Origin of the sequence: Pedobacter psychrodurus, assembly GCF_004331735.1 — a bacterium.
In the GTDB taxonomy this organism is placed as follows: domain Bacteria; phylum Bacteroidota; class Bacteroidia; order Sphingobacteriales; family Sphingobacteriaceae; genus Pedobacter; species Pedobacter psychrodurus.
In genome coordinates this window covers 149,717-175,547 of sequence record NZ_SJSO01000005.1, presented here as the reverse complement: position 1 = coordinate 175,547, position 25,831 = coordinate 149,717, and the positions used below count along the sequence as shown (strand labels likewise).

Sequence of the window (25,831 nt, the reverse complement as noted above, 5' to 3'; positions counted from 1 at the left end):
TTATAATTATGTTTAACCGATATCAGTGGAACCCCCTCAAATGATCGCCAAACAACAGCTTTAGCTCAACAAATACTCGATATCTTCCAGTCTGTATGGCTCTGGTAGTTTGTAGCCATTTATAAATATGGTTGGTGTAAAAGTAATTTCTGCCATTTCACACCAATGCTTTTGTTTTGCTGTTAAAACATTCATTTCTCCATTAAAAGAAATAGGATATTTTTTAGCCCATATATCATATTTACCTTTACTGTTGAAATACCAATCGTCCAAAGCATTTTCCATTATTTTACCGTCATTTAAAGAAGATAAAGCACCGATATGCCGCGCCACTTTCGTTCGTTCATCACGGTCATTGTTCCCTGTTGAAAAAATGACCCTCAGCTGCAAATCTTCTCTATTCTGTAGCCACTCATTAATGGTGCGGTGTGCTTTGGCACAAGGGCCACAAAAAGGATTGCTAACCATAGTGATTACAGTGCTTGCTTCCCGATTTCCCAGGTTAATAGGCGTTATGTCATCTGAAATAGTATATCTATGCTGGCTTGTAAGTAATTGGCTAAAAAGATCACTATTATATTTAAATTTTTTAAGTTGCTTTTTTAAAGACTCTGTTTGTTCTGATTTCATCAACAACGGCTTTAAAGCTGACCATATAGCTATAGGAAACAAAAAGGAAAATATAGTACTGAGTATATTGTTAGTAGACAGAAGCTGCCATGACCAAGAGTAATTTAATACAAACACAAACCCCTCAAACCATAGAAGAGCCTGTACAGTGCAGCACAGTAGGCACCAGTTTTTTCGCTTAAACTGATAGCTAATGGAATAAAATGTATAAGGTAGACAGGCAATATTTAACCACTTCAACAAAATAATACTCGAAGGATTAAATAATAAACAGATAAATGAACCTACAAAATAGAACATTCCGACTTCACTCCAGCTTAACCAGCTGGTCACCTTAGCTGCATCGGACTTTAATATTGCGTTGCACTCATTTTTCTTGCCTAGTGAACATAAATTTTGTATAAAAGGATTGTTCGCATTAATACTGTACATAATCAGTAAAATGCTTACAATTACTCCCATAAGCTTTAACGCCAAAAGCGACAGATAAACAGCGTTAACGTTATTAAAATCCATTTTCAGTACCACAGCAGCCAAACTTGCTACAACGAGAAACGGTAACCTAAAAGAATTCAATAACGACCTAAACAGTGATTCTCTATAGCTACTTTCTCCGCTCCCCTCCACCTTTTGAGCATATAATAAAATACCACTCCATTGGCTCAAAAAATCTTCTTTGGTTAAGACTTTATTTATTCCTGCCTCACCACTATATTTCACTATGTTGCCTACAATATCCTCCACCAAAATGAATCTACCAGCTCCTTCTGGAAAATGGGCGATAAATGGATAAGATAACTCTTCTGTATTTAAATTTTCTTGATCTATTTTATAAGATTGATGAGGAACTTTCCAGCTGGTTAAACAATCGCTCAAAGCTAATAGACTTGGGTATTCAGGATGATTGGCCAAACACTCTTCAGAGGTCTCTGAGGTTACTTTGATATTGAGCTTTTTTATAAGCGCTTTTAATGTTAAATCTGCATTTTCATCCTGGCTACGAAACAGTTTCCAGTTTTTTAGTCCCCCAAAGACATTTTTAAGTTTATAAAAAGATAGACCCCCATTGAAAATTGCACTGAGAACGTTCATATTTGCTGTGTTAATGTGCCGAATATGAACCAATAGTTTAAATTTAATATTAAAAATTTGTTACCATTAGATTTTCATCCAATTCCAGATAGTTCAGCAGGCTCTATCTCCATCTAATCAGACAAGTCAGCCAATCGGACAACTCACCATTGATTGAAGTGAACCACTGATATGAATAGCGTTGCAATGCACCCCTATTCCAACTTGTATAAACCAAACGAGAGGAAAAGAATATCAGTCAAGCCTAATGCAAATTATAAAAAAGCTAACCAATGACAGTAAAACAGATTTTGTCATCTGCGGCGCTTCTCTTTCATTTATAATAAGACATCGTCATCACTTGAAATAAAGGGTATACCTCAAATCAATTAGATAACGGCAAGTTATCATATCTTATGCCAGCCGTTAATATAACCTGCTATAACCAACAGACAATTGAGAATTAAATCAGCTACGCTTTCAATTTGAAATCCAATTTATCCATTCAAACCCGCATGAGACCTACGACAACTTATCAATGCATCAGAAATTTAACTTCTAGGTAATATTTTAACAATATACGCTAGCTACCTTTCGTAAGAAAATCTAATGAATAAAATTAATTTTACTAAGTGATTCATCTAAAAATGTTAATGTCATTGTTTTCTTTTATGCCGTAATTATATTGTTTAACTCTCAACTTCTGCTTTTTTGCTTGACAGCGTAACCATACCATATACCATAAGTAGTTCTTTATCCGGGTTAGAAATAGCTGGAGATCAAACTAGAGCGATGGCTTCTTAATCAACTATGACACTAATCAACATAATCGGATGGCTGGGTGCCATACTGTACATAATAGCATATTTTCTATTGACAATCCATGCCATTTCATCATCGTCTTTTGCATATCATTTTTTGAATGTTCTTGGGGCAATCGGCCTTACAATCAATGCCTGCTACTTAAAAGACTCGCCAAATATTATCGTCAATCTTGTATGGCTCTTAATTGCAATAAGCGCAATTAGTAATCTATATAGGAATAGACCTGAGCAAAAACATTAGGATCTAATACTACTCATTGCAAATTTAGAGTATGATGCTAGTAGCAAAAAAGATCAAGAAAGTATTGTGTAAGGCCAAATTACTAAAAAAGGAAAATAGTGATCCCATAAAGATCAAAAAAACCTCAACTGGAATGACAAATGAGAACTACATATGTGTCCTCTCTAATGGCGAACAGCTTGTAGTAAGATTTCCTGGAAATGGTACCAGCGATATGATCAGCAGAAAAGACGAATGCCAAAACCAGAACTTGATTGCAGGTCTTGGGCTAAATGCTGATGTTCTATTTTTCGATGATGAATCAGGCATAAAAGTCAGTAGATATATTGAGGACATATTCGCTCAGAATCAATCAACCTATAATAAAATCCCAGAAGTATGCAAAGGTTTAAAAAAGCTGCATAATTCAGGTACTCATTTCAAAAATAGGTTTTGTTTTTTTGAAAAAATAGAATCGTATGAAACAATATTATACAACCGTGGCCATTTTTTATGTAGGGACTATCTGGAAATAAAAAACAAAATATTGAAACACCAGCAAAAGCTCTACAGCAATGTAACTTGGAAATCATGCCATAATGATCCTGTGCTAGAAAATTTTTTGATGGACGGGTGTTCTCGCATTTACTTGATTGACTGGGAGTATTCTGGCATGAACGATCCCTTATGGGATATTGCCTCATTTGCGCTAGAGAACGGTTTAAATGAAGAAGAAGAAGCTTACTTATGGAATTGTTATTGGGACGGTCAATATCCAACACCCGCTATGCTTGAGAAAATAAAACTATTTAAGGTCTGTCAGGACCTTCTCTGGCATGTTTGGGCAAAAATAAAAGAATCACAAGGCGAGGATTTGTTTAGTTATGCGGAAATGAGATTAAAGAGGGCGATCCATTCATTGGCCCTCAATCCTAGCCTTGGACTGGGTGACAAATTGTTAAATATTTAGAAACAACTGAGCACTACAGGTTTCTTAATCAGCAAACTAAGGTTTGTTAGAAAAACATGCTCAACATATGATATTATTAAATTGAAGGCACGATGAATGCAATTATACTTGCGGCAGGAACAGGAACAAGGCTTATGCCTTACACGGAAGCCTGCCCAAAGCCGCTTATAAAAATTAATGGGGTTCCAATAATTGAACGACAAATAGATTTTATAAGAGCGATTGGAATCCGAGATATTTATGTTGTTACTGGGCATTTACATCAACAGTTCGAATATCTCAAAGAAAAATATGGTGTACAATTGGTCTACAACCCCGAATATTACAGTTATAATAATATTTACTCTTTTTATTTATGCCGGGAATACTTTGGAGACACCTGGATATTTGAAGGAGATGTATTTTTATATAAAAACTTCCTTCAGCCTGACATCTCAGATTCCACTTATTTTTCTGGAAAAAAGCAGATTCTGCAACCTGAATGGGAACTTATATTCAATGATAGCAATATTTTGGTGGATATACTTATTCATGCAGACCCTTCCCTGGCCAAAAAAGATGAAGTGCCGGTAAACGTAATGTGCGGGGTTTCATTTTGGAATAAAGCTTCTGCAAAGGTCATCCTCAAAGCACTGGATAAAAAAGTTTCGTTGTTTCTACAAGGGCAAAAAAGTAACCTTGGCAGTCAGTATTGGGACCAGCTCGTAGCAGAGAACCTTGACAGGCTAAAAATCAAAATCAAAACTATCAGGTCAGGTGATTGGACAGAAATAGATTGCGAGCATGATTTTCCAAAACAGGAAGAGTTAAGTCAAACTATGAAAATATCGGAGGGCTGTTAAGGAATCTAAACCCCCGATTATTTTTACACGCTTAAATCAGCCAACCGGTTGCCCTCCCAGACTTAATAATTCCTTTTCCAAATTCCCATATTTCGGTATTGGAATCCTTATGATATTTAGACAGCCTTTATGTTAACCTACATCGTTAATTCTGAATTTAAAAAACCAAAACACTTAAAACCAGACACAGCATTACTGGAAAAGTTATGGGTAGACCGTGTACCCCACGATAAAAGTTCATCCCTTTCTTTAGACAGTAATTATATGTTCAAAAAATATGGTTTTTCACTGTCCGATTATGAATGTGATCTTTTCAATACCCATTTTGAAATATGGAAAATATTTAAGGATTCTGATGCTCCATTTTGCTTAATAATCAATGAAAACGTCAATTTTAAATATCCTTCAGATCTTTATATAAGGATTTTGAATGAGCTTTTGATCAACGATAATAAATGGGATGTCTATCTACCCTTTGAAAAGGAGGAAGTAAAGGATGAAGACTTTGAGTTCGGTTACCTGCTTGGTTGCTACTGGGGCATTGATGCATATTTTATCAGCCGTAATGGGATTGATAAACTCTTAAACATAGACACAATACAACAGCCATTAGATGAAGAAATTTTAACAAGATCTATTTCAGGAGAACTGGAGGTATATTATGAAAACAGTAATTGCTTCGATTTTCAAGAAAATATCATTCAGAAAAAAGAAAGGAAATTAGCTATAAAAAAAGCCATTTTTCAATCCAAAGCGTGGTCTTCTGAAAACAAACAAAGGGTTCGGGTTTTAATTAAAACAATTAGTGATCTGGCCATTAAAAACAGTGTTGAACTGATTCTTTGCGATGGCTCGCTGCTAGGGCAGATCAGGCATGGTTCTATTATGCCCTGGGATGACGACGTAGATCTGGCAATCAATAAAATCCAATATCGATTTTTTAGTTCTCTTTTGGAAAACCACCCAACATTGAAGCACTGCATCTGTAATTGGGGCCAGCATAAAATCCCCTACCTTAAAGTTTGGGATGAAAGTGGTAGTTCAATACAAGGATACTCTTATACTTTTCCCTTTGTCGACCTTTGGTTTTTTACTGAAACCAAAGAGAGTGTAATTTTTGATGCTGGTACAATATATGCAAGGGAAATATATTTTCCTTTCTCCGAAATATCTTTTGAAGGATCCATTTTTAAATTGCCTGCACAACCTCAGAAATGCCTAGATGTATTATATCAAGACTGGAGAAATAAGATTCAGGTATATCCCTGGTCCCATCAGCTTGAACAAAACTCGGTGGTTCCTTTAAGTTATGACATAAATGTTGATCTTGATGGGAGGATTGTTAATGAAATCTATGAATAAATCGTGGAGTAAGAGGAATGAATGAAAAATAAGTTTTCTAGGTACTATTTTAACTGATTACTACCTGACTATTCTTACAGATCTGTTTCAAAACGGACTATCATCAGCCAAAGACGATATGTAGAATTCAGTAACACTCAATAACAAAATGTGTTCTGAGCACATCATTAAGTACATGATACCTCAGTATGATCAGCTGATCTATGCTATTAGTTTAGCTTATTGAAAGATATCCAATTTTTACGCAAAGAGGTTATTCTTTGGCATCTGTTCTGGATTTTCCTCTACAGAAAACTCAATTCCAGTTATAACATTATGCTTTCATTTTTCTAGGAAGAACTTTTTGAAAGATCGTTTTTCTTTAGAGACTGACAATCCATAATAATTGAGCGATTTTTTTAGTTCTTCAAAATTGTCTAGTCTTAATGTGATATCATACAATTTATTGCTATCGAAGTCGAGAAGGATATTCAAACCAAGTAAATTTTCTACTTGATTCATTAAGTCCTTTAGATTTGCATTGTGTATGGAAATCAACTTCTTATCGTCAGATACACTTAAGTTACTCTGGCTTTCTTTTTCGCTGGCCTCACTTTTTTTTAATTTAGATGAATCAGCAACTCTTATTATGTATGCCTTACTTAATTGAGTATCTGTTTTTATTTTTAGTTTTAAACGTTCTAAAGATCGATTTAATAATTCTCTCCGCCCATCATCCACTGAGCTAAGACTGTCGCGCTTAAAGCAGTAACTTACATATAGATTTTTAATATCATCCGGCAAACTGATATTAACTAAACTCGTTTCCAACAAGTCGGCGAACAGGTTTTGGATTTTCACACCAATCTGCAATCTGTTGTAAACATTTTTAAATATTTTCTGAGCAGATTTCTTAGACTCAAAAAGATTTAGATCGGTCATTCCGAAGAAATCATTAGTCTTTTCGTCGTAAAAGACAGAAGTGTATTTTATTCTTAATGAATCATTAGGCGTTTTTATTATAGATGAAATAGACTTATCAATAACATTTTCATTTCCAACAACTAATTTATCGGTTATGAAGTCGTTCAGTAGAGATTCAGATAAATCGTTTGGCATTCCTATCCATTTTACAATACCCTTATCATTTATTAGAATGGTAGTGGGAAGGTAGTTTATTTTGAAATTATTCAAAGTTGCTTTGGTTGTATCAGATAAGATTATTGATGAAAAATGAAATCTTCCTGTTATAGAGCTGATTTTTCTTAGGCTTTCATCTGTAATCGAAAGAAACTTGAGATTACTTTGCCCGGCAAAAGAATTTTGCAGCCTGTTTAGGTGGGGAAGAGCCTCGATACAGGGAACACACCAAGTTGCCCAGAATTCTAGCACAATGAATTTATTCTTTAGTTCTAATGGTGATTTATTTTTTGTTAGCCAGCTAGTAACGATAATTTCAGGTGCCTTTGAGTTGATTTTCACTTGGGAAAACAAACTAATGGGTGCTATTAAAATCAAAAAAATGGTTAAACGGCTTGAGATTTTGCGAGGTGAAAGTATCATAATTTACTTTATAAGTTTATGGCTTCAATAGATTTAACAACAAATGTCAACAAAATTAAAAGTATTTATTATTTCGGAACCTTATTTTAATTTAAATCCTCTAAATCTCATTCTTGCTTAGCAAGGTATCGAAATCTTGCCAAAAGGCTTTATAAGACCATACCTCAAATAACGCTTATTTTAGTGAATTCGACTACCCAAATTGCAGTCAGAACAAAAGGCCTATTATAGATCCGAAATCAGTCTATTTCGGGATCTATATTAGGCCTGGTTAACACTTAACAATATGTTTTTGGATCATCATCACACTGTACATAAGCATTTTCTGTTTTTGTGGCTGGTTCGCGCTTACAAATTCCATTGGCAGACGTGCATGAAATTGTTCCACTAGTACCGCAAACAAAAGTAACCGTACATGATCCAGGGGTACCACTTTCACTTCCCAAACCACCCATCACTTTTTTTAATTGTGCTCTCGTCAATACTTCACCTTGGTTGAAGCTACTTGGATTTAAAATTAATTTTTTCATTTTTTTTTAAAATTGAGATTCTTTGAAAATATTATTCCAAATTATAGGATAATAAAAGGAGGAAAGAATCTAACCAGAATGAATTTAATTTGCCTTGGAATAAATTTATTCCTTATTTAAATAAAAAAGCTATTTAACTTGTATCCATGTTTAAAAAAAATAGAACATTAGCCCCCAATAATAATGTTAATACATTAACCCGTTCAGAACTAAAATTGGTTAGCGCAGAAAATATACGCAAGTTTAGAGATGAGAAATGTTATACGCAAAGTTACATTGCTAGCCAATTAGGTATCGGACAAAGTGCTTATCAAAAAATAGAATCTGGAGATGTAAAAATTTCAATGGAGCGTTTAATTCAAATTGCGAATATTTTAGGCAAACCAATTGACGCTTTTATTCCAGAAAACAACAACCAATCCGAGAATGTTAAAACTGTGCAGAAGATTCAGATTGCAAAAACAGAATATGATTTAATTCATAAGATTATTATACAACAAGAAAAACGGATTGAAGAATTGGAAATCAAATTAGCTAAAAGAGATGACGAGATAGAAAAATTAAAAAAACCAATTGAAATAAGCTAGCTGGAGTACAACCTCTTCCTAAAGGAAATTCCGACTGACAAAAAACTTCAATTCAATACCCTCAAAATAAGTCAGCACCACCAAGCAAATGTGCTTAATTATTAGCTCTTTGTTGTAGCTAAGCAAGTTTGTCGATATATTTTAAAAGAAAAGTTATTTTTTTAAATAAGTAAAAGTGAATATTGATTTCAAAATCTAATTCATTTTTGCAATTATTTACACAGAACAATATTCAAGTCCGATCTCCAAATCTTTTATATCCCATCTTTTTGTATTGCCGTTGCTATATTTTATTTGTGATAATTCGTCGAAGTTGTGATGATTCGTTTGTATAATATTTTTTCCATATATAGCCTTATAACCACTGGATTAATCTTTGACGTGGTATGGATCATGCAAAAAAGTCCTTTTTTATTTCCAAAAAAAGGAGCAAGCGGAAGTTGGGCAGCGCCCTACTTTATGCCCTCAAAGCCAGCTTTGAGGGCACTGATAGAATTCTCCGGGAATTCTTTGGCGGATTTTTCATCTAAAGGAATAAGAAAATGGAATTCCCTTGAGGGATCGGAAGAACAGATATAGTATAGATGGCCAGAAAAGATTTTACTGTTGTTTTTGAGAAACGATTGGCCGCTTTAGGTTCAGATAATGAAACTTAACATGAATAATAGTAGGAAGGGAAGAGAAATGCAAGTTGATCAGGTGACAACGCTGTGATTATGAAGTAGCATAGCCATTAGTTACCCAGGGCATGAAATGCGTCAAGGATCTATGGCCGCTTATATTTTCAGCATCTGCAATCATTAAAAATGAGCCGAACCTCACTGCCCAGTTTTGGATGTGTTGAGGGATTGTAACTGATAAAGCCGTACCGGACAAGATCTCTGATATTTTTGTGGTATGTCGCAACAGACTTTATCCGAGAAAACCGCATCAGCTTAATTCTGCTTACATTGAATGCTAGTGTTGGATCATCTATATTACAGTAGCAAATCATTGCCATTAACAGGCTCAGATGTGTGGGATAAAACTGTGGCTGCCGGAAGGCACTTTCGAAGTATCCGGTTAATGTATATGGAATGAAAACATCGTGTTCGGACATATCAGCTGCCTTCTATCATTTTTTCGACCGACTCCCTGCTGTAAAAAATAGTGCCACCTACCTTATGGAACGGCAGAACACCGTTGATGCGCAGGTTTTGCAAGGTTCCTGGCGATATGTTCAGCATTTTGCGTACATCTTTGCTTCTCAGCCATGATCTGTTCTGCGCATTGGTAGAGCCTTGTAGCATACCTCTGATTTCATTGAGCATTTCCAACTTGAACTCCTGCAGGTCGGCCTTGGTTATAATATCCATCTTCATGATAACTCCTTTTTTATGTGTATTGATGCATACCTGATTAACAGGTGTCTTAGGTCCTGAAGTCTACCGGAATGGAAGATCCCGACTACCATCTCTTAATATTGGTGTTAAAATTAGTGATGTTAAAATTGGAAATATCCAATATTGGATAAGTTATTTTAGGCGCCGATGATGGTACAAGGCAAGTGAAGATGCAAGATATACAGCTTTTGCTGTGTAATGGCAGGCGACAAATTAAGGCGATTCCCCTTTTCGGTTCAAGAAAGCGCTACAGCGTCCGCCTGCCGATAGCGATGTCTATCAAGGAACCCGTTTGTTACCACAATATCTGGCCGGAGCCAGGAAAACCGTTTCGTGCACTATGCGGTTTATATAGAATCGGTCTCTGAACTGTCCAATAATCTGATATTTCTGAAAGGGCCTAAAAGTGAAAAGGAAAATTAGTATGGGACAGAAACGAATATCAACAGGTAGGTGTGTTATTATGGGTGGATAGTTTTCCTACCGCACATTGCGGCCTGCAAAAACCCCACCCCTGTGTACCCGGGCTGTTTTTGCTTTTGCATTTACCGAAAAAACCTGTAGGGATACAGCAGTTCCCACACATTGCATGATGTCTGGGCATCTCGGCAGGTACGATCTGTCCCACCCTACGGCTTTGCAAACAGCCATTATATTATTTAAGTAGATTACCATCAAACAATTTGCCCATAGCGGTTATACTATCTTTTCAGATCCGATGGATATTTCTATGATCCCACGCTATGGCTTTAAACGGAGGCTTAATTTATCTGTTTCCAATAATACTTTATTGGCAAACTGCACTTTCGGATTACAATAGAGCGTTGCATCTAATTTCGGATAAGGGGAATACGCATGCGAAAACCAGAGTAGTTGTATCTTAATTTCAAGTGGGGTTGAAATATGGCACATATACCTGTCGGGCGTTTCCCTTAATAAAAATAGTCAGTGAGCAATATATTAATCTCACCCTACGGCTGTACAAGCAGCCTCTTATATTGTAAAACACTTTCGTTCCAAAAGATATTTTACCTTTTTTTAACAAGTAATTCCAGGACGGGACAATTGAGTGGGGGTTCCGCTAAAGGTGGCCACTGGTTTTCATCCATCGTGGCCATCTTTAGCGGCCTATATTGGTCACTAGATTTCGCTTGAAAGTGGCCAATCGGCTCATTCTAAGCGGTTTTAAGCTTCTGAAAAGCAGGATTGGATTCATTGGTTGTTTCGTCTAGAGAAACCGAAATGGAGATGTTCTAATGGCCTTAAAATCAAAAATTATATTTCTTATTCTGATGTGTTTTTAAAATTGGGCTGATTTGCTATAAATCGTGTCCAGGAAGGCCGTTTTTCTTGCAAAACCATCTTCCGTGGAGAATTGACAGATCAAATACAGGAAAGATAGATTGGAAAATGAAGGGGAGGAATCTGGGAAGATTGGATATATTTGGCTCAGTCTTTACGATTCCATCAAGACCGGATGGTAAAAAGCGTGGTGCACATTTTGGAATGAAATCTGATGCACACTTTTAGCGAAATCCCCACAGTATGCATATAATCTTTGACATCTTCACGAATCCCAGGTAAATGAACATTTAATACCAATTTTGATTCCCTTTGGCATACGAAAATGGCCTTGAGACAATTGGAGCAATTGTTTCATCGACTATTCGATATAGATTCTCGCAAGGAATGTTTGAAAAAGTAATAATTGAATCGCGAGTTGCTATTTTACCCTCTACATTTTGCCAAGATCCATATTGATTCATCACAGATAAAAAATATCTGTGTTTCTTTTTTACCCAACCAAAATCACTATTTGTGATTTTCCTCACTACAAACTCTTTAACTATTTTGTGATGATCATTAAAAAATATTATTTTGCCTTTAGAGGACAGAATAAAGGGGGGTTCAATAAGTTCATAGCCAGCTCCGCTTGGAAGAGCGAGATGATAGAGCATATTCAAGCCCATTTTTCGGAATATAATTTTCGAGTTCTTATTTATCTTGCCGTAGAATAAAGGTTTCCATTCCCCGCCATTATAAACACATATGTACGCAATCCTTTTGTCAGTTCTATTTGTTAAGGTATACCTTATGTCTTTCGTTGTGGTATGGATATCAGTGACATCTTCTAAATTATCACCCATGTATAAATGTGATGGCAAAAAACTATCATTTTCACTCAACAATGGTTTAATTGAATCGGTCAAAACATTTGTCTTTTCGAAAGAAATCCTAAAAACCTTGGGTGGATGAATCAATTGTTGCCCATTTGGGGGACCAAAAATTTCTCTGGCTATCGTTCCATTTAGTATCTTTCTGTAGAAGACATCAATTGCATGCCCCCCATTCCTATCTCCCCAAAAAGGCACAATATCAATAGTTGCAGGAATTCCAGCTGATCTCAATTTATATACATTGAAGTACGCAATCCTTAAACAATCTCCACGGCGTATTGCGTTTAGCTCTGTAAATGAAGGGTAGTTGGTCAACGCAGTAAATTGTTCTGAGTATCTAAATGGCAATGAAGTGTTCGCTTGATTGATTAATATCTCATAAACCTCATCGGCAGATTGAATTTTTAGATCACAAATTTTTTGCAATAAGTTTTTTAGCTTTCTTTTAGAGAAAATACGCCATTCATCTGGATATTCACCATAAATCTTATAAGGGAGAAGATTGTTTAGAAAAATTCTTTCCGGCACTTGTTTTGCCCAAGGATATGTCTTCCAATCAGCTATAGCCATATCAATTTCTCTACGAAGCCTTTCTTTTTCCAAAACCCTAATATCATATACAGTTCTAAAAGCTGCATGATATGAATTTTTGGCCAATGCGACATTCAGACCGCTATCCGAAGTAACTGTAGTAAGATCAAAAGTTACTTCTTTCGCATTCTGATCAGTAAAATATATTTTCTGTGAACTGGCGCTTCTTCCATTTTTATCTAAAAAAAGCGCTGCCGATAATCTCAGACTATCAATTGGATGCGTCGAGTATTCCTTTACCAGGGAATCTAAACCCTCATAAGGGCGAGTGGGCTTACAGGCCAATTGAAGATTCCAATACACAAAAAGTATGCAGTATAAGAAAATATTATTCTTTAATGCTTGCCCCATCTATCTATAGGTAATCCTGCAACTCCTCTTTTAACTTATGAAAAGCCGCTAGTTTACGTTCAATAATTACTTCCTCTGAAAGTTGAACGATTCCAATTTGTGGAGACTGGTCATTGCTTTCTGTTACAGAAATAGTTAAGATATCCCCAATTGATAATTCCTCATTAAGCCACTTTAATGGCTCTTGCTTATCAGAATCTAGACCAGACACAACAACATTTAAGGATTCGCTGTTATCCAAAGATCTTTTAACCCAGGTTACCATTGCGGTTAACACACCAAATTCAGCATCAACTCTGCTTGAAGCAATTTTTTCACCATTTAGGGTAATTTCAAAAGTAGGATTTTTCATATGTTATTATTGTTTAATTTTATTTAGCAAAATCATCGCATGTTTTTTTATCTGATACACATCAACAGACTGAACCTTAATTGGTTGTTCTGAAATAGCCTTGGCCGTGCTTATTATATTTTCGGTTCGGCCATGGTTTATATAAAAACAAAGAAGATAATGTTTATAAGTAAATGAACTGGGCACCATATTGACAGCACGAAGGTAGTTAATTTCTGCCTCGCTGTACTTCTTGAGATGTTCGTTGCAAAACGCAGTATACAAAGATAGCTCACTGTCACTAACCTTGAAGCCTGCATATGTTAAGATATTTAAGCTTTGCTTATAATCTCCATCTATAGCAAGTTCCATTCCGTAATTAAGTAGAAATTCTGGATCTTCTTTAAGATTGTCATAGCACGTGGCGTATATTTTTTTGGCAATACTAAAATTCCCATTTAAGGACTGCAATGCTGCCTTTTCCCACATTATCTGGCATCTGTAAATTAAAATACTTTCATAGGTGATTTTTATGAATAAAATGCCTGCCACTAATATCATTACAACGCTTTGGGTGATGTTATTACGTGATGATTGTCCAAAACGCCAGCTGAGGAAGATAATATTTGAAAGAAAGAATAATGAAAGTACTTGAATAGATAGAATATGCAAAGGATAGGAAAATTGACTGCATAAAATTAAGCATAACAATGCGGATGCAGTACCCAAAAGGATTGGATTAGTCGAAATTTTAATTAAATGGGATATTTTCCAAACTCCAAAAAGGAAAAATAAAAATAAAGGTATGAATCTTAATAAACCCATCTCAATAGTGAACTGAAGCACATCATTAAATGCATAGTAGATATTCCGTGCAAGAAGATTTTCAGCTCCAAAAGTCTTTCCATTAAAATAATCTGCCTGATACAAATTATAATATTTCCTAAAGTTGCCCATTCCAACACCTAACAAAGGATTGTCTCCAAGTATTTTTAGACTGATCTTATAGATCAGCAAACGTCCCGACACCGAATTTGTATTTATCCGGTAAATAAAAAAAATACATATAAGAATGGAAACGATAAAGCCAGACACAATTACAACTTTTAACCAAAGCTTCCAGTTTCTTTTTTTTAGCCTGAGATTTGTTCTTATTAAGATAAACATTAAACAGGATAATAGCGTAGATATGATTGCTGTCCTTGACTGACTATCAATTACGAGCCATATAACAATAAATAGGGTTCCAACTGTTAGGCTTTTCCATCTGTACTCCCCAACGTAGCAATAAATTCCTATAAGAAACGGGATCAATGCTGCAAAAAAAATTCCATTCACACCAGTATTAATATCTACATTCCCTCTCGAAAATAATTTTGCATGAAGAAATACAGATTCAAAAAAAATCAAAGAGCTGATGAAGAAAAATGAAACAACTGATATCTTAAGGACATATACATAATCACCCGACATCCGATATATGCTTAAAAAAAAATAAAACACAATTCCAGCGCATACTAATGAAACTATGTATTCAAAGCGCATTGTGAAAAAGCATGCCAAACATATCAAGGTAGAGATTAAACTACCGATAATATTAATATTTAATTTTCTGAAGGAAAAAAACGGGACAAGGATAATTATCAGTGGAACTAACAACGCAACGATGAGATAGTCGAAATCAACAAAGGTATTTCTATAAGATAAAATTGAAGAAAGATGAAGAGATAGCAATATAAACAATACTGCGCCTGAAAAGATTGTCTTTATCTTGTATGAATATAAATTGGCTAGTGGCATTTCAATTATCTCAACAAGCGATCAAGCATCATATTTGGGGCATTAAGAAATGCTTTATAAATCTTAAACACTTCACACTCTTCATATTCAACTTTTCTAAGCCCTTCAACCGACATCTCATATATAATCGCATCTGGATAGGATAATAGGATTGGTGAATGAGTTACAATGATAAACTGGGATTTCTTTTCTACTAGTTTATGAATTTGGGATATCATAGCCATTTGCCTAGTGACAGAAAGTGCAGATTCCGGCTCGTCTAAAATATATAGGCCGTTCCCTCTGAAACGATTCATAAATAAAGACCAAAAAGACTCTCCGTGTGATTGTTGATGAAGTGAAATTCCTCCATACGCATTCAGTAATTGACTGTCGTACCCATCGATTGCAGTAGCTAAGTTGTAGAAACTTTCGCTTCTTAAAAAATATCCGTCAGTCATCTTCTTGGTCCCTTTTGTAACTCTAAGATATTTATGAAGATCAGAGTGGGTTAGAGATGTACTGAAATTAAAGTTTTTACTTCCACCCTCAGCATTAAAACCCAAATTAACTGCTAACGATTCGATTAAAGTTGATTTGCCAACTCCATTCTCCCCAGTAAAAAAGGTTACAGAAGGATGAAAATCCAAGTTAACCAAGTCTTGCAGGCATGGGATGTTAAATGGATAGCTTGAGGGGGCTTCCCCCCCCTCAACTGTCATCGATAAAATATATCCTTTAAAATCCATTGTTACTAGCGTAGAACTGGCCGAACACCTGGACACCTTGCGCTATCCCAATATCCTTGCACCCTACAAAACGACAAACAAGCATCGCAGGCAGCAGACGGTGTCTGCTCTGTACATCCAACATACGCATTTACACAGAAATCTAGGTCACCCTCTCTACCTTGCGTTTGCCTTAAAAAAGTTATTCGATCATATATATAGATACCAAGATAAACAGTTGCTGCTGCTCCCCAGATAACCTCACCAACGAAACTTGGTTCAACAACAGCGACTAATGCAAGGGTTGTCAGAAATTTACCGCCAAATTTGGGACCAACTCTAGGTGGATCAATCATTTCGATAGCCCCATCTACAAGAGCCTGAATATCTGGCAACAACCAAGCATCCCGTTCCTTGTTATAGGTAAAATCTATGGATGTGCCACTTGGATAAACGTAATGCCAAACTTGGCCATCGATTGGATTTGGTGGTGCACCAAACTCCGCAGGAGTAGCAGTACCAGGAGTGATTGGGGTTCCACCACCAACTTGAACAACGTTAGCTGGTGTACTATTTGATGGAGAACAGCTTGTATACAGAAACTGCCAATTCTCACTTCCATCCGGATAATAGGTGACCAAATAAAAATCGGAGCAGTTGGATTCGAAAGAGGTAACTGATGTAGCAAGTCGCGGCGCCCCTTTAAAAGAAGCTTTCCTGCTTAAATCACTTAATTTAGGCTTAGTTGTTAAAGCAGACACATTACCATCGTAGATGCCATTTTTATAACCTCTTCCTCTTAAGAATCTATATTTAAGGTCATAGGATATAATATTTCCTTCAAAGCTTGGAATACGCAAATCATTGAACTGACTGATCAGATCAAATTTATATTTAGCCATGGCTTCTTTTGTTCCTACAACCTCAACTATTCGGCCATACATAACCTCGTCACCTTTCAAAAGGAACACAACATTCCTACGTAGCGCGTAATCTTCATTGTCAACCTTAAAAGACGGTATATCAAGAACTAAGGCTGTTGCGCCATTTGTTAATTTTTTTATTCTGGCAGTTTTCCAATCTGGAGATATGATTCTTCCACCATGGATAGAGAAAGACTCAATATCAGTTTCAAAACCTTGTATGTCTTTCGCAAAGTAAAGTTTGGCAGCATTTATTCTTTCTGGACTGGCAATTTCTTCAATTGCATTTTGAGAAGTGGGGCCTGCTGTTCTCTTGCAGGAAAATACTACAAACATTATTGTACACAATAATGCCAGTGAGAGTGTTTTTTTCATAAAATGGTATCTGATTTTTATAGGGGGCAATGATACGGAATTAGCATCAATTATAAGCTCGTCATTGTAAAAAAAACATGCAGATTGATGCAATTATTTGACAATTAACAGTATAATTTTAATGACATTACTGTTTCTGGGATTTCTCTAAAAGTGGTTCTTCTACACTTTTTGGGTTGAATTAATTTACTGTATCCTTGACATTACGACGATCTCTTCAACACTCATCATTTACTATTTAGCTTAGTTTTGTATAGTTACCTCAAGAAATGCAAAAGTTTAATTCTTAGTATAAATCCACCCATAAAAACCTAGACCAGCTCAGAGTTTTAAGAGCTGATATAATACGTAGAAAAATAAAGCCGTCATCTAAAATATTATATTTGAATAATCGATACATTATGAGCATCATTTATTTCAAGCCCCGTGATCGTTTTGATTTTTCGGTCAATACTTTAGATATTGGAAACCCAATAACCTGGAGCCAGTCACATTTTTTAAAGCACCTTTTCAAAAGAATTTTCGCCATACGATACTCAAGATTTGAGGAATTTTACCAACATCATCTAGATTATTACTTAAAAACGGTTGATAACAGTACTGAGGAGTCTTTCTTTAAAAATTTCTTCGAGACGGTTGATAGACAATTGAAAGTTTTAAACAGCAGAGATGTTTACGCAAAAAATCATGTAAAGACGCAACGAGAACTAATTCACCTTGAAAAATTAAGAAATTTATTAATATCATTTGACAAGTGGAATATTCATAAGTCATTTAATGACGTTGTTGCTAAGCAAGAGTTGGATATTTTTATACTTCGGCAACAAATAGAAATGCTTAAGGCAGACCTTAAGAAGGCAACCGCTTTAGAAACCACACAATTTATCGATATTCCTAAAGGAGGATTTTTAAGTTTTGTAGATTTGATTATTCAAATGCAAGAGATAAAACTGCCCTCTGGCAAAGAGCTGGTTTTCGCAGAGTTTCAGATTGCATGGGTTAAAATGATCTGCAAATACTTCCGAGAAGACCATAAGGCAATTGACTTCGATCGAGTTCGCAGATATTTCCCCAAAGACAGGCGCAATCCAGGCAGTCGCTCTTCATCCGTACCATCAGATCAACATCTTTTTGAGATAAGGGAAATTAAAAGAAAATAGAAATAGTTCGCCATCTCCAAAAGCATCCAAAAGATTGATAAAAATATCATTCGATATTTGTCCTTTCCTTGCCTAATACATTTTGGTTATAACCAATCCATTACCATACAATTCTGTATGGTAGCGAAAAGCACTTGCCCTTATCTTTCTTTGTGCCAGATTAAACACTCTCAAAAGTATTTTGTGGTTCAACGTTCTATTGGATGGCTGAGCTACATGGCATGACGAATGGACAAAATAATTTTATGGTAAACTTAAATCAAGGAAAGAAAGATGAATGTAGAACTAATAACCAAGGAAGACCTAAGGAACCTCAAGACCGAATTGCTGAGTGAGATAAGACAGCTTATAAAACCGGGAGAATCAGAAAACAGACAATGGCTGAAGAGTGCTGATGTGCGAAAGCTGCTCAACATTTCACCCGGCACCTTGCAGAACCTTCGCATAAACGGAACACTGAGGTACACCAAGATCGGCGGAATGATGTATTACAAGATGGAGGATATAACCATGCTGCTGGAGGGAAATCCATGATTGATGAAGAAACCATAACAAAGGAATGTTTCAGCGTTTCGAAGATTGTACGATTGCAATCGGACAGCAGATTACTATCATCCCACATCAGTATCCTAAGCGCGATATTTATATGCTGGCAACACAGCGGTTTTCAGGAGCCATTTTCAATTACAAGAAGAAAACTGATGGCATTCTCTAAGGTAGCCTCAATCGCTACTTATCATAAATGCATGCGAGAACTGATTGCTTTTGGATATGTCAAGTACCAGCCCTCTTATCACCCGCGTAATGGGAGCCTGGTCTGGTGGTCCGAACCGGAATAAAGTTTATAGACTGAATTGTGAGATATGTAGACATCAACCTATTTAAATATCTACATATCTCGGAATAGTCTTGAATCTAAACTCGGAGGGGTTATGCATCATCCAAAAAGTCCTTTTTCATTTCAGAAAAAGGAGCAAGCAGAAGTTGGGCGGGGCCCTACTTTATTTTTTAATGCATTTGGGCTTTATCTTCCTAATCCTTTTTTCCAAGAAAGGATTAGGAAGATTATCCCGAGTGAGCTTGTTATTTCCCTTTTATCTAGAGTAGCCCATTCTCTAAATAGCTAAATAACAAGCTACCTTCTTAATCAGCTATTAAAATTTCTAGCTAACCAGTTTATTTAAAACTTGCTAATGAAATAGCTATTCCTTAAAGTTACTAAACATATAAATAACAGAATGACTGAATATCCCTGTAGCTTTAAACCCAGCTACCAAGATATCTAAATACCTTAAGAACCATTTAGTTTATTGTAAAGATAATCAGATCAATAAAAAGTATACCCTAAAATCACGTTGTTTTTTATGCCCGCAAGATGTCTTTTTGTCCGACAGAAATTCCTCCGGAATCTCTTTTCAGCCAAAAAGTATCTTGCCTTTTCGCCTCCTATCGTCGTACCTCCGATGAGGCAAAAAGGGTTAAGAAAACTCGCAACTCGTTTTCTTTTTTGAGGAAACAAATAATGGCAGAGCTTCCATTCAAAAAAAGAAATAAACTCAGCACCCAGCCATTACCTGAAAGGATCAATTAAAAGAGCAACATTTTTCTGCAGGTACAATAAACATATTTTAAGATAGAACTTAACTGGACTGTTTTCTTTTATAACCTTAGTCCGACGGTATGATCTAGGTCGGAAAGATGGGTATTCATATCTATTAACTATTGCAACAATTTAAGCCTGTGCCCTCGACACATTCAAGAAATTCCGGCATAAACGCTCATTTGGCCTTTTCGCACCGTCCATTTATTCCGTTGCTTCTTGATTTAGTTGAGTGCAAGAATTGCGCCGTGTGCCATATTTAATTAGATACAATTATGGTACAGGAACAGTTATTCAAGGTAGCCGAAGTAGAAGTAAGCTACAGACCAGACTACAGTATGAGTGAACGCCCAAGGATTACTTCCTCTATGCAGGCTTTCCAGATCCTTAAACAACAATGGGATGATGGCAGGATAGGCTTTCTGGAAGAATTTAAGATCATACTGCTCAACAGAAGAAACAGTGTACTTGGGGTTGTTGATATATCAATGGGCGGCCTGAGCGGAACCTTTGTTGAGCCCAAGATAGTTTTTTCTATAGCGCTAAAGGCAAACTGTTCATCAATTATATTATCCCACAATCATCCGAGCGGCAGTGTTCGACCAAGTGAATCAGATATTAAACTGACCGAAAGGCTTGCAGAATGCGGCAGGCTTTGGATATCATAGTCTGGGACCATCTGATTATCAGCGAAAACCATTATTACAGTTTTCTTGATGAAGGACTTATGTGAACGGCATAAACGTTATGTTTAAAATGGGAACAGGCCTGCTATAGGTTTGTTCCCTTTTTTTGTCAAGTGATTTGTTCTGTATCCTGCCCCACACGCATTTGCGGCCTGTGAACTGCCAACTCACTGCCCCGCCCACCCGTTCACCACTCGCTGTTTACGACAACAGCTCTCATTGTTCAGGAAAATTTATGGATGAAACAGGGTCTTGATCTTCTTAAAAATATTGCAATAGAAACTGTAAGGGCTTTATTGCTTCAAAACTTATTACAGAGGATGCTTACTCCTGAAGGAGATTGTTTACCTATATTTTGAACCGTTGGTTGATCAGCCACATGGCTTCAAACAGTTTCACCAGTTGTTCATAAACGGTTATAACCTCATACTTTGAATGGCTTTCTTCCAGAAAATTCATACTCAGCGCATCATAAAGCCACTTGTTCAAGATCTTTCGGTATTCTGTTACGTTATAAGGTTTGAAGATATTTTTCAATACCAATGAGGGTTTTAACGTCTCCCTAAGGTCAAGAGTTTTGGGATAATGGGCAAACTTTTTTTTCTCTGCTCTGATATACCATTTCGCAACCTTATTATTTTCCTTATCAATACTTAGTTTTCCTATTTTCTGACCTTTTAAAAGCCATGCTGCCTCGATGAGTCTAACCGTCAGTTCATAGTCGTAAAGGAGGTTGTCCGGACTTCTTTGTCTTGTGTGACTGGTTCCAAAAGCAACGTCATCACGCCATTCTCTCAGCGTATCGAGATGCTCAGGTAGCGAGCACGCGTCAAAAAAAAGGTTTATGACTTTGCAGGGTTCAGCAATCTCATCATTGTCGAGATAAACGATCCTGTTTTTTGTGTGGTTTTCGGTTAGGTTTTCCATCGCACTAAATATTGAATAAGGTTTTGTGGTTTAATTTTCTGTAGCCAGGATTTCAGGACTCAACTGCGCTGTTTGCTCCGAAACAGCAAAAGAGGTGGCCTGCTCTTCAAGCATTTCTATTTTTTTTTCGCACATCGATTTTGCAACTGCAACGAAAGATTCTATCAGTGTAAACAGGCTTTCCGCATCTTTCCGTGAAACCGAGAAATCATCTTTATACCTTGCGGCAGAATAACTTCTGGAAAGGACTTCAAATAATCTTCGTGATTCGGCTGATTCGAAAAACATTTTATGTGGTAATTCGGAGAAGGATTGGCAAAGACGGAGCAGTCTGTTCAGGTTATGGAATTCAGACCGATAGGCAATGTGCACCCTGATCAAAAGGATACATATCTGTTCAACTGTCTGGTGCAGCATAAAAACTGAGATATTATAGCTTTCTACTGCCAGGCATTGCGCAGCACCTGTTAAAAACCCCTCTGCTAAAGGCATCCTATGGTTATAATGCTTTAGTGCTTTTGTCCCACCGTTTACAGGATCGTAAGGCTGGACATAAGGCCTCATAAGCAGGCCGTCATGGCTGTACAACAATTCGCCACAGGTAAAAACCGCTTTAAAGAAACGGCTGTTGGCATCAATTGCTTCCCATACAGATTGATTGCCATGACAGATGACTGTTATCGTGCCTTCAGCAAAATGTGAATTGGCATAATCCTGCACCTCGTAGTCAATGCGGGTTGCTGTAGGGGTAACAAGTAGGAGGCCGTATTCTTGGCTGGAGTTGGCACGTTCATTAACAAAACAGCTCAGTCTTTTTTCTTGGGAGCTTCTTTTGTAAAAACAAAAAATCTGGAGAGGCTGAAATTTTTCCGACAGTTCGCTTATTAATTTACAGAACGCCGTCCCATGTCGAAATTCAATTGATAAGGTTGGTGTTTTCATATTGATCTCATTTAAAAACAGTATTTAAACGAGTCCTGGAAATGCAGAAATAGGCACGGAACTGCATCCCGTGGTTGCATAAAAGTTTCTGAAGCCTTACGTAACACGAGTGTACAGCAGTCCCGTACCTATTTTAAGAATATGCAAATATAGCATATTAACAAATAGGCTGGGTGTTCTGCTGTCTTGCGTTACGGCTTCAGAATTGCAACCGCAAGACCCTTAATATTTTAAAAATTGGTTATTTACATCTATAATTATTTAACAACACTAATATAATCAGATTATTTCTATACTCCAAATAAAAATACTCTTTTTATGGAGTGTGTAAATAAAGAGCATTTTCTTTACTTTATTATATGGCAAGCAATAGTCTATTAAATAATGAGGAAGAGTTTAAAAAAATAGGCTTGAGACTCAAATATCTCCGTAAATCTAAAGGCTTTACAAGTCCCGATAAGTTCGCTTATGAAAATAACCTAAACCGTTCTCAATACGGTAAATATGAAGCTGGCAAGGCCAATATAACGATTGGTACATTGATCAACATTTTAAATTGCCTCAACATGAGCCTGACTGAGTTTTTTAATGAAGAATATGTATAGTATTACTAATTATATATCACCAGATAGCGACCTGAAAAATGTTCGTTTTTTGAGATTTTATTGTGCCTTCATTTTTTAAGTATATGAATTCTAATTTTTAAAGAATTTATTCCCAGGGCAATTTTCGAAAATACCCGTCTTCGATACCTTCCCCAATCGTTAAATCCCTAGTGGCTCTTAAACTCATAAAGGATTTTAATCCTGGATAGGGATATTCTGTTCTTTCTTCTCCTCGATATTCGACCCGATATGTCTTATATCCAAAAAAATCGCCCCTACTTATTAATATTGCTCCCTCTTCAAGTCTAAATCCTTCAAAAATATACTCCCTGATTTGATCGCATATATAATTAGCTGCCCGGGTTAATTCAATTATCAAATCCTCTAAAAGTGCCAGATGATATTGATATCTCTCCAGTGCTTTTTGTTCTTCTTCCCTACTATAATCTTCATCATCAGGAAAATTTTCACGATAATAATTTTTATAGAATTTTTCTACTGTATAGCCATTAGCGCCTTCTTTAGGATAAACGTAATAAACTTTCATTAAGTCGTTTACTATGTTCTTAAAATTCAAAAGGGAGGATTCTAGTAAAACATGTCTCTTAGGCCATATACGGGAGACAATATAATTTGGGATTTCCTTCAGAGCATCAAATTGTTCTTTAGGGAAAGCTTCGGTTGCACCTAGCATCCATGAAGTCCAATTCTGCCAATTATTCAAATCAGTTAATTGAATAAATCTCTCAATATATGTTGCATAAACTTCATCATCTTTAATTTTTCTATTATCTGTGATAAGATTTTCTTTCACCCAGCCTTCATGCTTTTTTTTGAATTCATGTAGTTTTTCAACCGTATATTCATGCTCCTGATCATCAATATTTTTATGATGAATGCTGCACAGTAAAATTAGATTATCATATTTATCTCGCTGTTCAATGGATAAAGAGCTTTTTCCTCGCGGACCGTCTTCTTTTTGAGCCACGATATGGGCTTCCTCACCTATAACAGATGGATCATCAGTTGCTGTTTCGTCAATCACGAGTACTTTTTTACAATCAGGGAAAGAACACATATTGCCTGAACGACCCCAAATCATTTTGTGAGTTTTAAGACTTATACCCATTTAGTTTTTTGTTTATTAAATAATATTTCGGTTAGAATTTAATAAATCGTTTTTTGAGATTTATGAATCAGTTCGAGTTCGTTTAAATTCTTTCCATCTGAGATTTACTCTTCAGTAATATTTTGAGCCATCGACGTTGATAAATATTTATAGGCAAATTAATAATTTTGCTACCTTTTGAATTGATCGGAGTTGAATGTATTTTTAAAACAGTTTCTTCGAACTCTGATAAATATTTATGATTTAATTTTACATAACTTAGTACCTAGCGCTTATAAAATGCAATAATTTCTCTATCAAAATCTTTGATCAAATTTGTGAAAGATTCGTCTTCAGGAAGAACATGGATAAAATCAATTAGGCCTTCAAATTGCTTTTTTTGTTTTTGCGAGATGTCTGAATTATCTTTTTTATTTGAAATAAAATCTAACATTCGATGTCTATCAAAATGATGAGTAACAATCAATCTCCTTTCTTCCCCAACAATTTTAGCGCTTCGTTTTGATATTAATGGAAAAGAGGTTTGATGGATAATATAATTTCTTAATTCTCTAAAAAGATAAAAAAAAATTTGTCTGATGGTGGTGGACAAAGCTTTTCACATTTTATTTTCAAATGTTCTTTTAAAGCCTGTGCAGATGCTATCATATTGAAGATACTTTTCAATATCGCTCTTTGTCTTTTTCGAGTATCTTTTTCATTTGTAGATAATGATGAAAAATATTCTTCAAAATATAGCAGTTCTTTATTCAACAAAATTTTGTTATCAAGATATATTAGATATGAATTTCTCAACCTAAGTAATTCCCAAAACATCCCATAACCTTCCATGGTCTTAGTTGCCATAGCATTGGAAATCACTTGTCCTGAATGTTCAACCATAATATATTATATTCGTTTTTTGAGACTATTTCTTTAAAATATTAGTCATAAATTCATGTAATTGATTAGGAAACCCTGTTGTAGGATCTGTATTAAAATGAATAGAATCTCCAATAACAATTATTTCATCCCCAGGATAAGCACGAAAATTTTTAGTAAAACCAAATGACGTTGGATCTTTTGTGTCCAAAAAACTCCAGTAAAAAATTCCTCCGTTTTCAGAATGGTATTTTACATAAGAAGATCCACTGGTATTTACCACTGTCTGGGTAAAACCATCAATTGAAAATTTTCCAATTGGAGTCATTATTGTATAAACTCGTCCCATAATTGTGCGTTTATTTAGATTTGTTTTTTTTGAGAGATTAATTTTCAGTACAAATTAAAAATTTAATTCCTTTATTACTTTTTTCTTTCAGACAATTTATCGTAAGCCTTTAAATATCTATAAAAAGTTGCCCTACTAATACCCAAACTATCTGCAATCTCCTGTACTGAAGAACCATCCTTTATTGAGATTTTAAATTTACTCCGGACTTACTTCTTAACCTGGTTCCTTACGGATCTGATCAGTAGCAGCTGGCAACCGGCTCTAGGTTAATGTTCGTTTATTAAGATATTGAATTTTGGCTAAGTAACTTCCAAATATACAAAATAGCCAAAACTAGACTACGTCACCTCAAAT

The 25,831-nt window shown here is 35.8% G+C and carries 26 protein-coding genes and 1 pseudogene; 10 read left to right on the top strand and 17 right to left on the bottom strand.

Annotated elements, in window-relative coordinates; all coding sequences use genetic code 11:
- Positions 1–60: 60 nt before the first annotated feature.
- Positions 61–1,722, bottom strand: a complete 1,662-nt coding sequence (locus tag EZ456_RS07565; RefSeq protein WP_131528835.1) for a thioredoxin domain-containing protein — start codon at positions 1,720–1,722, stop codon at positions 61–63.
- A 789-nt stretch (positions 1,723–2,511) separates the two neighbouring features.
- Here EZ456_RS07565 and EZ456_RS25860 point away from each other — a divergent pair.
- The 4 genes from EZ456_RS25860 (at position 2,512) to EZ456_RS07545 (ending at position 5,919) form a co-directional block, all read left to right on the top strand.
- On the top strand, positions 2,512–2,766 hold the full coding sequence (locus tag EZ456_RS25860; RefSeq protein WP_131528833.1) for a CBU_0592 family membrane protein: 255 nt from the start codon (positions 2,512–2,514) through the stop codon (positions 2,764–2,766).
- 31 nt (positions 2,767–2,797) lie between these two features.
- A complete protein-coding gene (locus tag EZ456_RS07555) occupies positions 2,798–3,715 on the top strand; it encodes a choline kinase family protein (RefSeq protein WP_131528831.1) in 918 nt (305 codons plus the stop codon).
- A 92-nt stretch (positions 3,716–3,807) separates the two neighbouring features.
- Positions 3,808–4,557, top strand: a complete 750-nt coding sequence (locus EZ456_RS07550) for an NTP transferase domain-containing protein (RefSeq protein ID WP_131528829.1) — start codon at positions 3,808–3,810, stop codon at positions 4,555–4,557.
- Between the two features lie 129 nt (positions 4,558–4,686).
- Positions 4,687–5,919: a LicD family protein gene (locus tag EZ456_RS07545; protein WP_131528827.1), complete on the top strand. Its 1,233-nt coding sequence runs from the start codon at positions 4,687–4,689 to the stop codon at positions 5,917–5,919.
- Positions 5,920–6,240: 321 nt separating this feature from the next.
- On the opposite strand, the gene EZ456_RS07540 is transcribed toward EZ456_RS07545, so the two are convergent.
- Both EZ456_RS07540 and EZ456_RS07535 read right to left on the bottom strand, forming a co-directional pair.
- Positions 6,241–7,461, bottom strand: a complete 1,221-nt coding sequence (locus EZ456_RS07540) for a TlpA family protein disulfide reductase (protein ID WP_131528825.1) — start codon at positions 7,459–7,461, stop codon at positions 6,241–6,243.
- Between the two features lie 278 nt (positions 7,462–7,739).
- The gene (locus tag EZ456_RS07535) at positions 7,740–7,991 is read right to left on the bottom strand and encodes a hypothetical protein (RefSeq protein ID WP_131528823.1); all 252 of its coding nucleotides are present in this window, start codon (positions 7,989–7,991) and stop codon (positions 7,740–7,742) included.
- Between the two features lie 146 nt (positions 7,992–8,137).
- On the opposite strand from EZ456_RS07535, the gene EZ456_RS07530 reads away from it, so the two are divergent.
- The gene (locus tag EZ456_RS07530) at positions 8,138–8,578 is read left to right on the top strand and encodes a helix-turn-helix domain-containing protein (protein WP_131528821.1); all 441 of its coding nucleotides are present in this window, start codon (positions 8,138–8,140) and stop codon (positions 8,576–8,578) included.
- 1,100 nt (positions 8,579–9,678) lie between these two features.
- On the opposite strand, the gene EZ456_RS07525 is transcribed toward EZ456_RS07530, so the two are convergent.
- From EZ456_RS07525 to EZ456_RS07500, 7 genes are all read right to left on the bottom strand, one after another.
- A complete protein-coding gene (locus EZ456_RS07525; RefSeq protein ID WP_131528819.1) occupies positions 9,679–9,939 on the bottom strand; it encodes a helix-turn-helix domain-containing protein in 261 nt (86 codons plus the stop codon).
- Positions 9,940–10,440: 501 nt separating this feature from the next.
- On the bottom strand, positions 10,441–10,611 hold the full coding sequence (locus EZ456_RS25300) for a hypothetical protein (protein WP_205945048.1): 171 nt from the start codon (positions 10,609–10,611) through the stop codon (positions 10,441–10,443).
- Between the two features lie 941 nt (positions 10,612–11,552).
- Positions 11,553–13,079, bottom strand: a complete 1,527-nt coding sequence (locus tag EZ456_RS07520; protein WP_131528817.1) for a hypothetical protein — start codon at positions 13,077–13,079, stop codon at positions 11,553–11,555.
- A gap of 4 nt (positions 13,080–13,083) precedes the next feature.
- Positions 13,084–13,431 (bottom strand): hypothetical protein, encoded by a 348-nt coding sequence (locus tag EZ456_RS07515; RefSeq protein WP_131528815.1) that lies wholly within the window; start codon positions 13,429–13,431, stop codon positions 13,084–13,086.
- 6 nt (positions 13,432–13,437) lie between these two features.
- Positions 13,438–14,883 (bottom strand): O-antigen ligase family protein, encoded by a 1,446-nt coding sequence (locus tag EZ456_RS07510; protein WP_165501273.1) that lies wholly within the window; start codon positions 14,881–14,883, stop codon positions 13,438–13,440.
- Positions 14,884–15,215: 332 nt separating this feature from the next.
- Positions 15,216–15,938 (bottom strand): AAA family ATPase, encoded by a 723-nt coding sequence (locus EZ456_RS07505; RefSeq protein ID WP_131528811.1) that lies wholly within the window; start codon positions 15,936–15,938, stop codon positions 15,216–15,218.
- A 5-nt stretch (positions 15,939–15,943) separates the two neighbouring features.
- The gene (locus EZ456_RS07500; RefSeq protein WP_131528809.1) at positions 15,944–17,215 is read right to left on the bottom strand and encodes a hypothetical protein; all 1,272 of its coding nucleotides are present in this window, start codon (positions 17,213–17,215) and stop codon (positions 15,944–15,946) included.
- 401 nt (positions 17,216–17,616) lie between these two features.
- On the opposite strand from EZ456_RS07500, the gene EZ456_RS07495 reads away from it, so the two are divergent.
- The 4 genes and pseudogenes from EZ456_RS07495 to EZ456_RS07480 all read left to right on the top strand — a co-directional run bounded on the left by EZ456_RS07495 (position 17,617) and on the right by EZ456_RS07480 (position 20,708).
- On the top strand, positions 17,617–18,375 hold the full coding sequence (locus EZ456_RS07495; RefSeq protein ID WP_131528807.1) for a hypothetical protein: 759 nt from the start codon (positions 17,617–17,619) through the stop codon (positions 18,373–18,375).
- 273 nt (positions 18,376–18,648) lie between these two features.
- Positions 18,649–18,909, top strand: coding sequence for a helix-turn-helix domain-containing protein (locus EZ456_RS07490; protein WP_131528805.1), 261 nt, complete (start codon positions 18,649–18,651; stop codon positions 18,907–18,909).
- A gap of 25 nt (positions 18,910–18,934) precedes the next feature.
- Positions 18,935–19,090: a hypothetical protein gene (locus EZ456_RS25295; protein ID WP_205945047.1), complete on the top strand. Its 156-nt coding sequence runs from the start codon at positions 18,935–18,937 to the stop codon at positions 19,088–19,090.
- Positions 19,091–20,250: 1,160 nt separating this feature from the next.
- Positions 20,251–20,708, top strand: a pseudogene (locus tag EZ456_RS07480) (JAB domain-containing protein).
- 301 nt (positions 20,709–21,009) lie between these two features.
- On the opposite strand, the gene EZ456_RS07475 reads toward EZ456_RS07480, so the two are convergent.
- Both EZ456_RS07475 and EZ456_RS07470 read right to left on the bottom strand, forming a co-directional pair.
- Positions 21,010–21,588, bottom strand: coding sequence for a hypothetical protein (locus EZ456_RS07475; RefSeq protein WP_131528801.1), 579 nt, complete (start codon positions 21,586–21,588; stop codon positions 21,010–21,012).
- 30 nt (positions 21,589–21,618) lie between these two features.
- Positions 21,619–22,530, bottom strand: a complete 912-nt coding sequence (locus tag EZ456_RS07470; RefSeq protein ID WP_131528799.1) for a HEPN domain-containing protein — start codon at positions 22,528–22,530, stop codon at positions 21,619–21,621.
- A 359-nt stretch (positions 22,531–22,889) separates the two neighbouring features.
- Between EZ456_RS07470 and EZ456_RS07465 the strand changes: the two genes are divergently transcribed.
- The gene (locus EZ456_RS07465) at positions 22,890–23,135 is read left to right on the top strand and encodes a helix-turn-helix domain-containing protein (RefSeq protein ID WP_131528797.1); all 246 of its coding nucleotides are present in this window, start codon (positions 22,890–22,892) and stop codon (positions 23,133–23,135) included.
- Between the two features lie 106 nt (positions 23,136–23,241).
- On the opposite strand, the gene EZ456_RS07460 is transcribed toward EZ456_RS07465, so the two are convergent.
- From EZ456_RS07460 to EZ456_RS25800, 5 genes are all read right to left on the bottom strand, one after another.
- A complete protein-coding gene (locus tag EZ456_RS07460) occupies positions 23,242–24,264 on the bottom strand; it encodes a hypothetical protein (RefSeq protein ID WP_131528795.1) in 1,023 nt (340 codons plus the stop codon).
- Positions 24,265–24,529: 265 nt separating this feature from the next.
- Positions 24,530–24,697 carry a hypothetical protein gene (locus tag EZ456_RS25055; RefSeq protein WP_165501272.1) on the bottom strand — a complete coding sequence of 56 codons (168 nt, stop codon included), beginning with the start codon at positions 24,695–24,697 and terminating at the stop codon, positions 24,530–24,532.
- A 110-nt stretch (positions 24,698–24,807) separates the two neighbouring features.
- On the bottom strand, positions 24,808–25,146 hold the full coding sequence (locus tag EZ456_RS07455; protein ID WP_131528793.1) for a hypothetical protein: 339 nt from the start codon (positions 25,144–25,146) through the stop codon (positions 24,808–24,810).
- Between the two features lie 25 nt (positions 25,147–25,171).
- Complete coding sequence (locus EZ456_RS07450; RefSeq protein WP_131528791.1) at positions 25,172–25,474, bottom strand: hypothetical protein; 303 nt, start codon at positions 25,472–25,474, stop codon at positions 25,172–25,174.
- A gap of 74 nt (positions 25,475–25,548) precedes the next feature.
- Positions 25,549–25,659, bottom strand: coding sequence for a helix-turn-helix domain-containing protein (locus EZ456_RS25800; protein WP_225876499.1), 111 nt, complete (start codon positions 25,657–25,659; stop codon positions 25,549–25,551).
- Positions 25,660–25,831: the final 172 nt, after the last annotated feature.